Source organism: Paenibacillus sp. FSL K6-1318 (genome assembly GCF_037976905.1).
GTDB lineage: Bacteria > Bacillota > Bacilli > Paenibacillales > Paenibacillaceae > Paenibacillus > Paenibacillus amylolyticus_A.
On sequence record NZ_CP150270.1, the window covers coordinates 5,352,805 to 5,367,420 of the forward strand.

General features: G+C 51.0%; 17 protein-coding genes. 2 read left to right on the forward strand and 15 right to left on the reverse strand.

Translation table 11 applies throughout. The features are described 5' to 3' along the window. The first annotated feature begins 167 nt into the window (after positions 1–167). Positions 168–1,406 carry a glycosyltransferase family 4 protein gene (locus NYE45_RS23775; protein ID WP_340014267.1) on the forward strand — a complete coding sequence of 413 codons (1,239 nt, stop codon included), beginning with the start codon at positions 168–170 and terminating at the stop codon, positions 1,404–1,406. Beyond that, positions 1,403–1,573, forward strand: coding sequence for a hypothetical protein (locus NYE45_RS23780; protein WP_167350959.1), 171 nt, complete (start codon positions 1,403–1,405; stop codon positions 1,571–1,573). Before NYE45_RS23775 ends, NYE45_RS23780 begins: the two co-directional genes overlap by 4 nt. A 449-nt stretch (positions 1,574–2,022) precedes the next feature. Here the strand turns inward: NYE45_RS23780 and NYE45_RS23785 are convergent, their stop codons facing one another. The 15 genes from NYE45_RS23785 to NYE45_RS23855 all read right to left on the reverse strand — a co-directional run bounded on the left by NYE45_RS23785 (position 2,023) and on the right by NYE45_RS23855 (position 14,612). Beyond that, positions 2,023–2,739 (reverse strand): glycosyltransferase, encoded by a 717-nt coding sequence (locus NYE45_RS23785; protein ID WP_340014269.1) that lies wholly within the window; start codon positions 2,737–2,739, stop codon positions 2,023–2,025. A 214-nt stretch (positions 2,740–2,953) separates the two neighbouring features. Next, entirely contained in the window at positions 2,954–3,670 is a 717-nt protein-coding gene (locus NYE45_RS23790; protein WP_340014271.1) for a glycosyltransferase, read from the reverse strand. Continuing rightward, complete coding sequence (locus tag NYE45_RS23795; protein WP_340014272.1) at positions 3,667–4,608, reverse strand: NAD-dependent epimerase/dehydratase family protein; 942 nt, start codon at positions 4,606–4,608, stop codon at positions 3,667–3,669. The genes NYE45_RS23790 and NYE45_RS23795 overlap by 4 nt, the downstream gene beginning before the upstream one ends. Continuing rightward, positions 4,590–5,417: an SDR family oxidoreductase gene (locus NYE45_RS23800; RefSeq protein ID WP_062837866.1), complete on the reverse strand. Its 828-nt coding sequence runs from the start codon at positions 5,415–5,417 to the stop codon at positions 4,590–4,592. Before NYE45_RS23800 ends, NYE45_RS23795 begins: the two co-directional genes overlap by 19 nt. Then, positions 5,414–6,400 carry a polysaccharide biosynthesis protein gene (locus NYE45_RS23805; protein WP_145151501.1) on the reverse strand — a complete coding sequence of 329 codons (987 nt, stop codon included), beginning with the start codon at positions 6,398–6,400 and terminating at the stop codon, positions 5,414–5,416. Before NYE45_RS23805 ends, NYE45_RS23800 begins: the two co-directional genes overlap by 4 nt. After that, positions 6,393–7,484, reverse strand: coding sequence for a UDP-N-acetylglucosamine 2-epimerase (non-hydrolyzing) (gene wecB, locus NYE45_RS23810; protein WP_062838047.1), 1,092 nt, complete (start codon positions 7,482–7,484; stop codon positions 6,393–6,395). Before wecB ends, NYE45_RS23805 begins: the two co-directional genes overlap by 8 nt. Positions 7,485–7,498: 14 nt before the next feature. Beyond that, complete coding sequence (locus NYE45_RS23815) at positions 7,499–9,148, reverse strand: glycosyltransferase family 4 protein (protein ID WP_340014273.1); 1,650 nt, start codon at positions 9,146–9,148, stop codon at positions 7,499–7,501. Positions 9,149–9,187: 39 nt separating this feature from the next. After that, entirely contained in the window at positions 9,188–10,327 is a 1,140-nt protein-coding gene (locus NYE45_RS23820; protein WP_062837868.1) for a glycosyltransferase, read from the reverse strand. A gap of 65 nt (positions 10,328–10,392) precedes the next feature. Beyond that, a complete protein-coding gene (locus NYE45_RS23825; protein ID WP_340014275.1) occupies positions 10,393–11,487 on the reverse strand; it encodes a glycosyltransferase in 1,095 nt (364 codons plus the stop codon). 252 nt (positions 11,488–11,739) lie between these two features. After that, positions 11,740–12,081 (reverse strand): hypothetical protein, encoded by a 342-nt coding sequence (locus tag NYE45_RS23830; RefSeq protein WP_062837870.1) that lies wholly within the window; start codon positions 12,079–12,081, stop codon positions 11,740–11,742. Between the two features lies 1 nt (position 12,082). Further along, complete coding sequence (locus NYE45_RS23835; protein ID WP_062837871.1) at positions 12,083–12,382, reverse strand: hypothetical protein; 300 nt, start codon at positions 12,380–12,382, stop codon at positions 12,083–12,085. Further along, entirely contained in the window at positions 12,379–12,720 is a 342-nt protein-coding gene (locus NYE45_RS23840; RefSeq protein WP_340014277.1) for a restriction endonuclease subunit S, read from the reverse strand. The genes NYE45_RS23835 and NYE45_RS23840 overlap by 4 nt, the downstream gene beginning before the upstream one ends. Positions 12,721–12,743: 23 nt before the next feature. Beyond that, on the reverse strand, positions 12,744–13,031 hold the full coding sequence (locus tag NYE45_RS23845; RefSeq protein WP_017692509.1) for a hypothetical protein: 288 nt from the start codon (positions 13,029–13,031) through the stop codon (positions 12,744–12,746). A gap of 121 nt (positions 13,032–13,152) precedes the next feature. Then, positions 13,153–13,905, reverse strand: coding sequence for an amino acid ABC transporter ATP-binding protein (locus NYE45_RS23850; protein WP_340014279.1), 753 nt, complete (start codon positions 13,903–13,905; stop codon positions 13,153–13,155). Further along, complete coding sequence (locus NYE45_RS23855) at positions 13,902–14,612, reverse strand: amino acid ABC transporter permease (protein ID WP_036673453.1); 711 nt, start codon at positions 14,610–14,612, stop codon at positions 13,902–13,904. The genes NYE45_RS23850 and NYE45_RS23855 overlap by 4 nt, the downstream gene beginning before the upstream one ends. Positions 14,613–14,616: the final 4 nt, after the last annotated feature.

The window sequence follows — 14,616 nt, forward strand, 5'->3', positions numbered from 1 at the left end:
GAGCATGAACCTTCCTGTTCATAGGATATGCTCCCTCTCGTCCATTGCCATTTGCATTCACCCATTTTCGAACATTTACACGGAAATGCCCGACCTTCCGGTCCTCTTTTTTCATAGAATAAAAGGATAGAAGCTCGGCCGGTGCAGGCCGTGACAAGGAGGTAGCTATGAGAGTTCTGCTCGTTACGTATTGGGAGCTTACACATATGGGTGGGATCTGGACATATGTTAAACAATTGGCCGACAGGCTGATGGCGCTTGGTGTAGAGGTTGATATCATGGGCACGAATGGTGCCAATAACGAAGTATATATTCGTAATCTGAATCGTGCTTTCTCCAAGGATAAAGTGTGGCCCATGCTGCAAGCCAAGCTAAACCCAACCGATCTGCCACAATTCACAGCCGACTCTCTTCTGGCTTATTATGAATTGAACAGATATGCCTTCGAGATGGCTGCCGCTTATCTGGGGGTGGACCATTATGACGTCATCCATGCGCAAGATCCGGTAGCCGCCGTAGCGATAAAACGCATCTTGAACCGTAATGTTCCACTCGTTACCAGCTATCATGGAGCTCTTGCACGCGAAGCCTTCTACGATGCTCAAAATTCCAACCCGCAGCTTACCCTTTCATCCTATTTGCAATCGAAAAGAGGACGTTATTTTCTCTCATTGGAACAACGAAGTGCGGCACAGTCTGAGCTCATTCTGGTGTCCAGTCACTGGATCAAGAGCACGCTTACAGAGCTTTCGGTTCCCGAATCGAAGTTCAGGCAAATCCCCTATGCTGTGGATCTGCCAGCTTACCGTTCATTAGCATCTACGAAGTTCCGCCAGCGACCACCCGCAGGCAAAAAAGTCATTGCCTTTACCGGAAGGCTTGAATATATCAAGGGCGTTCATGTGTTGATCAAGGCTTTAGCCAGTCTGAAAAGTAAACGTTCCGATTGGGTCTGCTGGATCGCAGGAGAAGGCAACCTGAGCGAGGAATTGCGGGCACAGGTCACGGCGGCTGGCATTGGAGCCGATGTTGTGTTCTGGGGCAAGCTGGACAACATTCCTTCCTTCCTGCGCCATGCCGACATTTATGTCCAGCCCAGCCTGCAGGACACCCAGCCGTTCTCCGTTACGGAAGCGCAACTGGCGGGTGTACCCGTTATTGTCAGTGGTACGGCCGGCATGCCTGAAATGGTTGACCCTGGACGCACGGGGTGGGTCGTGCCTCCGCAGGATGTCGATTCGCTCCGCGAACTGCTACACGCTCTTCTGGAGGATGACGTTACCCGTAAACAAGTGGGCGCTGCGGCCAAAGCCTGGGCTGAAGAAAACCGCTCACTGGAAGAGATGGGACTTCGTACATTACAAGTCTATCAGGAAGCCATTTACAGAGGAGGACTCACGATATGACGTTACTTGTACCCAGTGATTTGTACAATCGCTGGTTCTCGACTCCGGTTTCCACACCTCACATCGACGTGGATTACGCTGCAATGAATGAATTGATGAAGAAGCTGCCTAAAGGATATGTATTTCCCGATCCGGCATCAATGGCGATCATGAATTCAAAGGACTGAGGCTTCAATACAAGCCATGTTCATATAACATGCCTGAATATGAAACACGGGGTGTCCCATTTGTCATACGAATGACAGAGGACACCCCGTGTTCGTTTTAATGTGTTCTAACGAATCCAGCACACGCTATTTGTTCCCTTTTGCACAAGTCTGACATGTAACGAATCACAGAGACGTTATTTCGTCTATTGTGGTCGATTTTTAGATTCGGAAGCCATTTTTGGAAGAAATAACGTGATTGAGATTCGTTAGAATCTATTTTTCATGGTAATTGCCCCAATACGTCGCAGGTTCGTTAGGGCCTAGAGCTAGAGAAAATCCAGAACTCTTTAATCTGCTGCCCTGCCAAAAAAAAGAGCGTCCCACTTATAGCAAATAAAAATTGCATCTAAGGGTGCTCTCCTGCCATTTTATAACCTATTTCATTCAGCGCTCTTCGCCAAATCGATCTACTTCCAGTACCCACCAACATGTAGCAGATTGAGCAGCGTAGGTCGATGCTTATCCTGAACCCGTTCCATCTCGGCAACCAGTGCCTTGAAGTGACGTTTGGTTCCCATGGATTCATGCAATCGGTAGCACATCAGAGGTTCATTGTAATAGAACAGCTCATACATCGGAAACAGTCTCATCCACATCTCATAGTCATGGGTATAGCGAAAATCAGTGTCGAACAAGCCGAACCGCTCAAATGCCTCCATCTCTAGCATGACGGTACAGCCATTAATCGGACAACCTTCGAGCAGTACCTGCAACATCTCCAGACGACTGCCCACTTCCGGCTGCACCGTATCCAACCATTCACTCTTCTCATTCACATAATGGTAGGCACCATGACAGAAGGAAGCCTTGACCTCGCGCATAAACTTCAGTTGTTTCTCCACCCGGTCCAGCAGCATTACATCATCTGAACTGAGCCAGACAAAATAATCCCCTGTTGCATGTTTGATGCCCTCATTCAATGCTGTCGCGGTTCCACCGTTTTCTTTGCGAACATAGTGGATAGAATTCATGAATGGTTGTAGCCGCTCCACGTGCTCGGTTGACCCATCATCCACCACGATCACTTCAATATGCGGATACGTCTGGTGAATGGCGCTGTGAACAGCCTGCTCGATATAAGCACAATTGTAAAAAGGAATGACGATCGATACTTTCGGCTCCATTCGGGCTTCCCCTTCCTCCGCTTGTCTCTGCGTAGCGATTGCTTTCTTCTATTATATGAAGATCAATACGATCGGTATCGGGCAGCTGCGGTGCTGCGGAAGCACATTTCAATCATTAATCGACTTTCCCACCTTCACTATCTTTTGGCAAAATTGCTACGCAAAGAGGGCGTTAATCAGCCACCTTGTGACCTTCATAACCGCCCTCCCTACGCTACCCGCCAAGCGCCGCTATACGCTGCAATAACGGTTCGCGATATCTGGACCATACCATGGATGCCTCTCTGCCGATGACATCCGCATGACGAACCGATCCCATTCCTCCATGCCAACGATATGCGGTATGTGGCTCGTTCAGATATGGAAAACGATGACCGTTCAGAAGAATACGCAGCCAGAGATCCAAATCATGCGTATAAGGCAGTAACTCATCAAACAACCCCACCCCGCTGAACAGATCCCTGCGAATCATGACGGTACATCCATTCACCGGATTGCCATTAACGAACAATCGCAACCAATCCAGATCAGCCATCGGTGCAGGTCCTGCGTTCAGCTTGGTCGCGGCAGAATGTTCATTAATATAATGAAAGTTTGTATGCGAGACAAGCACATTCTCGCGTTGCATAAACGCAAGCTGATGCCGAATTTTATCAGGGTACAGACAATCATCCGAACTAAGCCAAACCACATATTCACCTGAGGCATGGCGGATGCCATGATTAAGTGCCGAAGCGGTACCACCATTGCTTTTGCCAAGTACATTTATATACGGAAGATAAGGCTGAAGCAGCTCCGCATGCCGGGTAGAGCCATCGTTCACAACAATGATCTCCACATCAGGATACGTCTGGTTCAGCGCACTCTGAATTGCCTGTGGCACGTAAGGGCAGTTATAAAAAGGAATGACAATGGACACTCTTGGACTCAATTTGTCGTCCTCCCTTGCTGGGCACGAACATCACTCAGAATATCCTGCAGCGATGTGGCAAATGGAATCAGCGGCTGCCAGCCAAGCTTGCGCAGCATGGATAATTCCTCCTGTTTACCCGCTCCATCCGGACCGGAAGATGCCCCATCCCAGCGAACAGGCACTTCTGCTTCTGTCATGGACAACAGCAGATCTGCAATTTCACCTAGACTACGCTCGACTCCGGACACCACTGGATATACCGTACCGCTAGCCCCATGTACCAGAAGGGTCGCATATGCTCTGACCGCATCTCGCACATCTAGAAAGTCACGGGTACTGTCCCGTCCAGACAGACGGAATGCCTCGGTTTTGCCCGCCTGCTCACACGCAACAACATGGCGTGCAAGCAGTGAACAGATACCTGTCGAAGGACCGGCACCGATCAGATTGCCCGGCTCCGCCAGCATGATCTGCTGTCCGAAGAGCGACATCCAAGACAAAGACACCATCTCTTCCAGTGCTTTGCTAAGACTGTACGGGTGCGGAGGTTGGGGAATCCGGCCGGGTTCCGGCGTATATTTTAACCTTGATCCAACAATAACGGTTCGTGCTGCCGGACAACTGCGAAGCGCATCCAGTAAATACAGCACAGCCATCACATTGGTCTCCAGCACCAATAGCGGATCTGCCCACGAATCGGGTACGGAATTTTTGCCGGCGAGATGCAGTACATAGTCTGGCTGCACCTCGTCGATCAGGTGACGCACTTGCTGTTTATCATTTAGATCACAGACATGGACTTGGGCGCCTTTACCGAATGAATACACATCCGGTCTCCGGACTACCGCTGCAACCACTGCACCCGCTTCCCGAAAATAAGAAACCGCATGTCGCCCGGTAAATCCCGAGGCGCCTGTGATCAGTACTTTCTTGCCTGTCAGCTCTGCTCCATCCATAATGCCAGCTCCTTCAGCATTGTAGAATAATCCGGCAGGTCTGTCTTCACATCCTCGCGAGTGGATACCAGCGTACGGTCCTGCACCATGCTGTCATCACGCACAATCGTCACATCCTGCTTATCCCAAGTCTGCTTGAACAGCACAAGCAGGTCATGCTTGCTGACCGGAGCCGGATGAGCCAGATGGATGAGACCACTAACGGATGAAGCCAGGTAATGGTCTACCCATTTGGCCAGCTCAAGCGTGGTCACCCCGTTCCAGAACACGCGGGTATACCCGCCGACTTCACCTGTGCTGGACATAAACCATTGCATCAGACCAATGCCACCCTGCCGAATCTCAGGTCCAATGATCGACGTACGGATCGTCAGATGGCCTTCATCCTGAACTTCGCCAAGTGCTTTGGTGATGGCGTAAGCAGAAGTCCCATCCGTGACATCATCTTCCCGGTATGCTCCCCTGTCCCCGCTGAACACACAATCTGTGCTGATATGAATCAGGCGTGCACCAATCTCATCCGCAACCCGCCGCAGACGATGCGGCAGGAAACCATTAATATGATATGCGGTGATTTTGTCCTCATCTGCGAAGCTGTTCAACACACCTACAGCATTAATAATCACATCCGGGTGCACCGCTTCTACCAGTCGATCGACCATGAAGCTGTCGTTCACATCCAGGAGCAGACCATTCGGGTCCGTGACATCCCGAGTTGTGTAGAAGACGCTGTGTACACCTTGACGGCGGAAATAGTCGACCAAAATATGGCCGGCCATTCCGTTCCCACCAAGTATCAGCAGTTTCATGACAGAAATCCTCCGCGTTTCAGAATTTCACGAATCTCTTCTTTGGTCATCAGTTGATGTTCGGAACTGAAGCTGTTGAAGGAGACTGGAGGACAATTGTTGTAATGTTCACGCAGTCCCGGGATACCGAGGGTCGGGAGAATGACCAGATATTGCTCATCGTAGACCACAGTAGTCATGCTCTCGAATTCACTCATCAGTATTTCATGAATTTTCTCCCCTGGACGAATACCACGTTCCACAATAGCCACGTTCTCCACGCCGGAATCCTCAATCAACACCTCAGCAAGATCAACGATTTTGCACGTCGGCATCGTCATGACAAAGATCTCTCCGCCCATACTCTCCACGGAAGCTTTGAACAGCAGCGTGATGGCGTCCTTGAGTGTAAGAAAGAATCGAGTCATGCTCATGTCCGTGATGGAGACCTGCCCTTTCTGGCGAATCTGATTCTTGAACAGATGCACCACACTGCCGTTTGTTCCCAATACATTCCCGCCCCGCACCGTAACAAACTTGGTATCGCTGTGCAACAAGTTGGCATATACGATTAATTTCTCGCCGATGGCCTTTGTCATGCCGTAGAAGTTGGACGGATTGGCAGCCTTGTCAGTCGAGATATAGATGACTTTTTCCACCTTGTTCTCAATAGCCGCCTCGATCACATTCTGTGTACCAATCACATTGGTTTTGAGTGCTTCGTACGGCTGGTCTTCACATACCGGAACATGCTTGAGCGCAGCCAGATGAAATACATAATCCACATGCTGGCAGGCAGCTGTCAAAGCGTCCTTGTCACGAATATCTCCAATCCGGAAATGAAGACGCGAGTCTTCAAAATCACGACTCATGGCCACTTGGCTGGACTCGTTCCGGGAATACACAATAATTTCTTTCGGCTGCTGGGGCAGCAGTTGAGCCACAAGTTCATAACCCCATGATCCCGTACCGCCAGTCACGAGTATACGCTTATTTTCAAACATGCATTTTCCCTCCAAGCAGAAATTTAACCACTTTACTGGATACATCTGTTGCTTTGTAGCCTTGTGGACAGTCCCAATCAGTAGACATCTGCGTCATGACTTTTACACAATCGGCGATGCGTGCCGCATCCAGACCGGAGACCACATTGCTTCCGCAATCCACCGTTTCCGGCCGTTCTGTCGTTCGACGCATGGTAACGGTCGGCACACCCATAATGCAACACTCCTCCTGCACGGTACCGCTATCCGTGAGTGCACAACGTGCATGACGTTCGAGCATCACAAAGTCGAAGAATCCAAACGGCTCGTGAAACTCCACCAGCGGGTTCATCTCCAGCTGCAGATGCTCCGCAATCCGAATCGCTGTACGCGGATGAATGCTGCAGATCACACGCAAACCGTGTTCCTCTGCAACCTGATTCAGCCCTTTCATAATCTCCAGCAAATGAGGGGCATGATCGACATTCTCGGCACGATGAGCGGTAACCAAAAAATATTGCCCGGACTTCAGCTTCAGCTTTTTGAGGATTTTGCTGGAGTTTACCTGTGCGTCATAGTGCTGCATCACTTCATAGATTGGATTGCCCGTGAGCACGATTCTTCTGCTCGGTACCCCTTCGCTAACCAGGTGTTTCTTGCTCTGTTCCGTGTAAGGCATATTAATGGTGGAGATGGCATCAATAACTCTGCGATTCTTCTCCTCAGGCACATCCAGATCGAAGCAACGATTGCCTGCTTCCATATGAATAACAGGAACCCCCATGCGCTCAGCCAGCACAGCACACAATGCGCTATTGGTATCACCGAGCAGCAGTAATTTATCGGGTTTCTCCTGCAATATCAGATCTTCCATCTGCGTAAACATCGAGGACAACTGCCGTCCCAGGGAGGCCGCTTCATCCTGGAGAACGTAATCCGGTGCGCGCAGGCCCATTTCCTTGAAAAAGAGACCGCTGAGACTTTCCGTGAAGTTCTGTCCCGTGTGTACCAGAATATGTTTGGACGCGTACTGGTCCAGCTTGGAAATGATCAGGCTGAGTCGAATGATCTCAGGTCTCGTACCCAGCACCGTCATGATCTTCATCGTAATCCCTGCCTTCATCTTGTATTGGAACCTTTGCGCCTCACTCGGCTACGTCCCGCCTTGGCAGATTTGCGTCTGCGACTAGCCGATTTTCCCATATGCGGACGCGGTCCCTTCGTTGTACGGGGTTTCCCCTTACGTTTGCCAGTACCCGAGGCCTGTTTTAACCCCTCACGGTCTCGGCGAGTATGTGATGCAAGTGATTTGCGTCGACGTTTCCCCGTTCTGCCACCCTGTTGAATGAGCTTGGCAACGGAGCGAGCCGCTGCACCCGGAGCATCCTGACCCAATGCAATCGGAGGTAATGAGGAAAGCGGCAACGCCTGGATGACGCTCAGTGGGAATAAGAGTGCCCGCACTGTAGCAGGTTCCAAAGCCAGTACTGTGCGTAATCCGCCCTCCCCCCATGTGTACACAGGTCCATTCGGAGGCTGGATGTACGTAAACCATCCGGGAAAACGTAACAACCACTGTGTCACCATCGTATGCAATTTCGTTCGGTAGGTTTCAATCCCGTAGAGTCTTTCCGCTTCTGTCCGATTGCGCCACCCCGTATCCGAGGCCAGATCGGAATCATTCAGCAAGGTTGTCGCTAATGTGACAAGCGCTTCGGTATCCCCCGGCGGGGCCAGAAAGGCATCACTGCCTACGGATTCCATCAATTCCTTCAGTCCACCCTGAGCGAAGGCGATGACCGGTTTGGCAAAGTAGAGCCCCTCCAGTGCGGTCATGCCAAATCCTTCTTTGACCATGCTCGGAATGACTACAATATCCATGGCGGTATACGCCAGAGATACGTTCTCTTCAAATGTGGTGAAGATAAATCGGCGCGAATACCCGGATTTCTTCACCCGTGATACACACTCGTCGTAATACTTTTTATCCGATGGTGCGCCGATGATCCAGAAACGACAGCGCGAATGCGTTTCACAGATCTTCAAGGCCATATCTACAAAAGGTTTCAACCCTTTGGCATCATATATAAAGGAAGAAATATAACCGATACAGGTCTGTGATGACTTGAAACCGAGTTCCTTGCGCTTACGCTCACGCAGATGAACCCAGCGGTCCGGTGCTGGTAGCGCGGGTTCCCAAGTAGGCGAAATGACGGTCAGTTTGTCACCCATGCCGGCTTCATGAAATGGGGCCACCGCTGTCTCGGATATACCGATAATCCAATCTGCATAACGGCCAATCATCTGGATCGCCTCGGTTGTATGTTCATTCGAATGAATGATCTCGGTGATCTTCCAGATGACCGGAATCTGAAGCGATTTCGCCACTACAGCCGGCATTACATTGACGCAGGTGTTCGTTAGCACCATATCAGGCGCGGTTTCCCGAATCAGGGAGACCGCCTCCTGATACGCTGGTGTATGGCGAAGATGCTCCGCATCGTCTGCAATGCCCCGGTAAGGTGTGTACACACCGTGAAGCATCGGCAGATTGCATATTTTGACCTGAATGCCGAATCTTCGTGCAAGCCCCGCAAGCTTCCCCTCCTGCGGAACTACGAGCACACAATCAAAGATCGTACCGATCTCCCTCATAAAATGAAGCAGCAGCTTCTCCGCGCCCGTAATGCTGCGGGTGTTGCACACATGGGAAAACAACATCAGCTTTGGTTTCATTGCCATGGCCGCACGGACCCTGTATGCGGACATCCGATACAGGGTACTGTGCACACCTCCTCCCGGCCAAAATTAAGGGAATATGATGGTTAACATTTCATTAATTCTTTTACCGTACGTGTGGTCTTTCAGTGTACGTTCGAGCCCTCGAAGTGCAATCTCACGACGTTCCTTCTCATGAGTAAGGTAGTATTCCACCTTGTCGAGCAACTCCTGCGGGGAGGAATACGTTTCGATCTCCACACCCGGTTTGTAGAAACGCGCAATGTCATCGCGTGCATCGGTCAGCTGTAGCGTTGTGGAAGCGGCAATTTCAAACGTTCTCGGGTTCGGTGAAGCCGGCGGGATTTTGAGGTGATTGTTATTGACCGAGTCATCTTCGTGGGACCGATGCAGGTTGATGACAATTTTGGTGCCATTGTACACATCGTTGGTCTCCTGCGGACTCATCCAGCGGCCAAGTTCAATCTTCTCGCCATAGGCGGTGTAGTCAGGCAGGCGGTCCCACCAGATGCCGTTAAATACCGTATTGTGTGACATCAGCTGAGCCATGATCGGGTTGAAGAAGTATACCCGGTTCCAGTAGGCGGAGCCAATAAAGCTGACATCTCTTTTTAATGGGGAAGGAGTTGTAATTGGGAAGTAATGATTGGTGAAAGCGGCAAAAGGAAGGTAGTGAACCGATGCACAACCGGTTTGGCGGTACAGTTCAACACAGTTCAGTTCCAGCGTGAAGATATGGTCATAATGATGCACGATCTCCAGCGTCATATCTGTATAGTACGGATCATCCGTGAGCCAGATCGCCGTCTGAATGCCTGCTTGGCGAATTGCATCGATATGCTCGATGGGAATATCCATTCCATCCAGCACAAGCACCAGATCAGGACGCGTTTGCAGCGCAATCTCGGAAACCGGTTGACGCGGATCAGAGAGGGTTACCTGAGCTACCATGCCCTGTAGTGTGGCCATAATCGCCTCATCCAGCGGAGAGTATGGAAAGCCTTTACCCGATGATACATACAGCACGTGAAGCTGCCGGAAAGGCAACGGTTCCTGTGCACAATTCACAATATAGTTGGCGCGACCGCGCAGATATCCTTCTTCCTTACCCGCATCATATCCGGCATGTTGCCCATTTTTGCGTGCTTGATCTGCCAGGCTGAGTACGGGTGCATGAACCTTTTTGGTTTTACGGTGTTTGAGAGACATACCGCCACTCCTTTATTTTTGGGATAGGGTTCTCGTTACTGCTGTACTTCAGATGGGGATTGGGATTACAAATGTTCCAGCAACTGAGCGATGCGACGAGTGAACGTGTGCTGGTTCATTGTGGTGAGCAGTCCACGCCAAGCCATCGCCTGCCGTTCCTCTTCATGTTTCAGATAATAGTGGATCTTGTGCTGAAGCTCTGCCGCATTGCTGAACGTCTCGATGTCATAGCCCGGCTGATAATAACGGGGCAGATCTCCGCGTGTATCCGTAATCTGCATCGTGCCGCAGGCACTGATCTCATACGTCCGTGGATTAATGGAGCGGCCTTCCAGATGGTGCGTATTGCGATTGTCTTCTCCGTTCTCGCAAGTCCGGTGAATGTTAATGACGATCTTGGCACCATTGTAATAATCCACAGTCGCTCCGGGGTCAATCCACCCTTCGTGGATGAACCGGCCAAGTACATCAAAGCGTGCCAGCCGGTTCCACTGACTACCCGCGATGAACACCTTTTTGTCTGCGAGAAAAGGGGCCAGCTCATCAAACAACTTAATCCGATTCCAGAACCCTGTACCGATAAAACAAATGTCGTACTGATGCTGCGGTGCCGTGCGGCGCGGTTGAAACATGCATGGATTCACCGCGAGCGGCATGTAGATGACCTGGCTCGCTCCATTTCCCAGATAGAAGGGCACCGCTGCCTCTTCATGTGTGAACACGACATCATAGTGCTGACAGAGGGTCGCTGTATCTTCGGTGAAATACGGATCATCCACAAACCATACAGCTGTTCGAATACCGAGTGCACGTATGCCGTTCACCTGCTCCAGATGATCTGCGGGGAACACATGCAGACCATTCATGACGAGCACGACATCGGGACGATGCTGACTGGCTTCCTGCAACATCGCTGCTGGCGATCCAACAACGCATTCACGTACAGACTGCTGCAGGGCCAAGGTGACACCTTCATCAATGGCATCGAATCCTTGGGGAATATACAGCACCTTCATGTCCCGCAGGGTCGGTTGAAACACCTGCACCCGCTCCATCATGGCCTGACAGCCGCCAAATCTGCGGCCTTCTGCGTATCCGCCGCGGTAAGCCGTCTCCGCTTCGGTCAGCGGACGGTGTCTTCGTTTTGCCACATTCTTCACCCTGTCTTCCTTCAGGAGATCTCACTTCCAGACTCTCCCCGTGATTGGTCTTCCCTCTAAAGGATATGCCTCGGGGTCAGATGCATCATGGACGGGTGTCCTGCAAGGCGCAAAATTGGCGCTTGCCCTCCACATCCGCCTGTACGGGCATGTCCGCTTTTGCGGTAATGCAAATAACCCGGAGGGATCTGTCCCCCCGGGCTAACTGTTATACAAGCATCATTCCATGCAGGAATAATCGTGTCTACTCGGTTACTGTGCTTTGTACGCCAGTTGATGTCCGTCCTCGAATCCCTTGGCGAAACCCGCGTTGAATCCCTCGTTGTACGCCTCGTTGTATCCCTGGCTGTACGCACTGTCCGGGTTCGGATCGGTAGGGGTAGCCGGGACGAATGGTTGTACGGGCTTCGGACTCCGGTGCCGCCGTACCGTACGTTTCTTTTTTTTGAGCCACGCACTGCGTCCTTTAAGTGGGCGTTTGTGAAGCACACGCTTGGCCTTGAGCGCACGCAGCTTGCGGATTTTGCGCAGACGGGCTCCACGGGTTACCAAAGCTCTTTTGGTTCTCAGTCGTACTTTCTTCTTCTTTAACATGTCAACATTCCTCCTGTATGTCCCGAACGATACGAATTGCACACCCGGGGTCTTTGAGCCAGGGCAAGCCGGGCTCCCCATGCTGGATTCGGGCCAGCCTGATTCCCGTAACCATACGAGACATCTCTTCCTGATAACGACTCAACAAACGAATGTTCTCGGCCAGACTGCGGGCGGATACTTCCGAATGAGCGGATACGCTGGCTACACTGTCCAGAATGCGCGCCAGCGCCTGCTGACTGTGTGCAATAGATTCAATGAGAGCCAGTTTCGCTTCCTGCTCACGCCGCATCAGACTCATTTTCCCATGTCTCCCAGATCCATGCCGCCAAACATGCCACCGTCCATACCGCCGCCATCTTCGCTATCGTTCTGTACCATCACCGCTTTGAGATTGTTGCACAGTCCGGTTTCCATCCGGGTCAATCCTTCCAGCAATTCCACCAGCTGATCATGCATTTTGAGTGGCTCTCCGACCTGATCCCCATGCGTCAGAAAGGTATCCCCAGTCAGATGATTCAGCGTCCAGTTCCGTACCTTCTCGGCCTCGATCGCTTTTGCCTCCAGGATCAGGGCAATATTCCACTGCATCTTGGCTGCTGCGTCCAGCATCAGAATGAGGCTCTGTTCTCTACTCATGTTCTTTCACCCGCCTTCCGGGCTTATTCTTCCTCTTGAACCGCAATCTCCCGCATGACTTGGGTCAGCGTTTCCGCTACAGCCTCTTCCAAATCTGCAAGGCCTCCCAAGTAAGAGATAATGCTTTTGTTGATTTGCCCAGAGCTATCCAGCAGACCGTCAACGCCATCCAACTCCGGTTCGATATCTGGCAAATGATTGATGATTTCAGACATGCGTACAGCGACTTGGCGTTTGGCATCCAGCACACGTGCGATCTGCTGGTGAGAGTGTGCAATATGTGTGATGATTTCATCGATTTTGCTCTGCATGGTCCTCCTCCTTACCGTCACGGCCTGCTTCACCCAAAGAAAAACCCGGCCTATCAGCATTTGCCTGTTACAGCATATGCCGGGCCGGGATCGTCAGTTACTACAGCTTGCGCCTATATCGTCAGATGACATAACTCCAGTCAGAAGAATATCGACTGAGGAATTGGCGAGTACGTTCCTGTTTCGGACGCACAAATACCTCTTCCGGTGTTCCTTCCTCCACAACAGAGCCTCCATCCATGAAAACAACTCGATTCGCCACCTCACGGGCAAAACCCATTTCATGGGTAACCACAATCATGGTAATCCCTTCTTGAGCAATGGAGCGGATGACAGACAATACCTCCCCTACCAGTTCTGGGTCCAGCGCCGAGGTCGGTTCATCAAACAAAATCACTTCGGGATTCAATGCCAGTGCTCTGGCAATCCCCACCCGTTGCTGTTGTCCACCTGACAACATACTCGGATACTCATTGATTTTGGCAGACAGTCCGACTTGTTCAAGCACACGCAAGGCGCGAGTTCTTGCTTCAGCTTTGGGTATTTTCTGGGCAATAATTAATCCCTCGGTGACGTTATCCAGCACCGTCTTGTGTTTGAACAGATTATAATGTTGGAATACCATCGCCGTTTTTCGTCTCAACTGCACAATGTCATGTTTGCGCGCATGCTTGCAATCGACGGTCAATCCACTGATCTGAACCTCTCCCTCATCGGCACGTTCCAAAAAATTGACGCAGCGCAGCAGCGTTGTTTTGCCTGATCCACTCGGTCCAAGGATTGCTACGACATCACCCTGTTCCACCGTCAGATCAATCCCCTTCAATACTTCCTGCTTGCCAAATGTTTTGTGTATGTTCGTTAGTGTAATCATGACACGCCTCCTTTGCTGTACACGGCAACCCGACGCTCAAGCAAAGCGGTGATCCGCTCGGCAATGATGGTCAGCCCCCAGTAGATGAATGCTGCGGCGATAAAGGCCTCCAGAAATTTCAGACTGACAGATGCCACCACATCCGCTTTCCCGAGTATATCCATCTGCGACACGGTAAAAGCAAGTGTTGATCCATGCAGGAACCCAACAAACATGCTGCACAGATTGGGCAACACCGCCCCGATTGCTTGAGGGATGATGATACGTCTTAAAGCCTGGAATGTGCTCATGCCTACAGCGTGAGCAGCTTCCATCTGGCCGATATCCACGGCGAGAATACCTGAACGGATAATCTCGGACATGTAGGCGCCCGCAGTGAGAGAGAAGGCAATCAGTACAAATACGAGAATCGGAATCGACGAGGATTGGAAAGCCCAGCCGTAACGTTCCGCCAGCTTATCGATTATCATCGGAATGCCGTAATAGATGAGGAATAGATGCATTAGCATCGGCGTTCCACGCAGGAATGAAACGTAGAAGTCAGCAATGCGGTGAATCCACCGTACACGATAAATACGGATCAGAGCCGTAGCTAGACCGATCCCGAAGCCTGCAATCAACGGAACAATCGTAATGACGAGTGTCAGTGGCAATGCCTTCAGGATTTGAAAAAAAGATGTATAGATAAACTGGAGATCAATCGACATATGC

What these genes read in the sequence shown, in the direction of transcription:
- NYE45_RS23800 (WP_062837866.1), bottom strand. Translation starts at nt 5,417, where the DNA reads ATGAAACTGCTGATACTTGGTGGGAACGGAATGGCCGGCCATATTTTG.
- NYE45_RS23775 (WP_340014267.1), top strand. Translation starts at nt 168, where the DNA reads ATGAGAGTTCTGCTCGTTACGTATTGGGAGCTTACACATATGGGTGGG.
- NYE45_RS23845 (WP_017692509.1), bottom strand. Translation starts at nt 13,031, where the DNA reads ATGCAGAGCAAAATCGATGAAATCATCACACATATTGCACACTCTCAC.
- NYE45_RS23850 (WP_340014279.1), bottom strand. Translation starts at nt 13,905, where the DNA reads ATGATTACACTAACGAACATACACAAAACATTTGGCAAGCAGGAAGTA.
- NYE45_RS23805 (WP_145151501.1), bottom strand. Translation starts at nt 6,400, where the DNA reads ATGTTTGAAAATAAGCGTATACTCGTGACTGGCGGTACGGGATCATGG.
- NYE45_RS23820 (WP_062837868.1), bottom strand. Translation starts at nt 10,327, where the DNA reads ATGTCTCTCAAACACCGTAAAACCAAAAAGGTTCATGCACCCGTACTC.
- NYE45_RS23780 (WP_167350959.1), top strand. Translation starts at nt 1,403, where the DNA reads ATGACGTTACTTGTACCCAGTGATTTGTACAATCGCTGGTTCTCGACT.
- NYE45_RS23830 (WP_062837870.1), bottom strand. Translation starts at nt 12,081, where the DNA reads ATGTTAAAGAAGAAGAAAGTACGACTGAGAACCAAAAGAGCTTTGGTA.
- NYE45_RS23795 (WP_340014272.1), bottom strand. Translation starts at nt 4,608, where the DNA reads ATGGATGGAGCAGAGCTGACAGGCAAGAAAGTACTGATCACAGGCGCC.
- NYE45_RS23835 (WP_062837871.1), bottom strand. Translation starts at nt 12,382, where the DNA reads ATGAGTCTGATGCGGCGTGAGCAGGAAGCGAAACTGGCTCTCATTGAA.
- NYE45_RS23855 (WP_036673453.1), bottom strand. Translation starts at nt 14,612, where the DNA reads ATGTCGATTGATCTCCAGTTTATCTATACATCTTTTTTTCAAATCCTG.
- NYE45_RS23840 (WP_340014277.1), bottom strand. Translation starts at nt 12,720, where the DNA reads ATGAGTAGAGAACAGAGCCTCATTCTGATGCTGGACGCAGCAGCCAAG.
- wecB (WP_062838047.1), bottom strand. Translation starts at nt 7,484, where the DNA reads ATGAAGATCATGACGGTGCTGGGTACGAGACCTGAGATCATTCGACTC.
- NYE45_RS23785 (WP_340014269.1), bottom strand. Translation starts at nt 2,739, where the DNA reads ATGGAGCCGAAAGTATCGATCGTCATTCCTTTTTACAATTGTGCTTAT.
- NYE45_RS23815 (WP_340014273.1), bottom strand. Translation starts at nt 9,148, where the DNA reads ATGTCCGCATACAGGGTCCGTGCGGCCATGGCAATGAAACCAAAGCTG.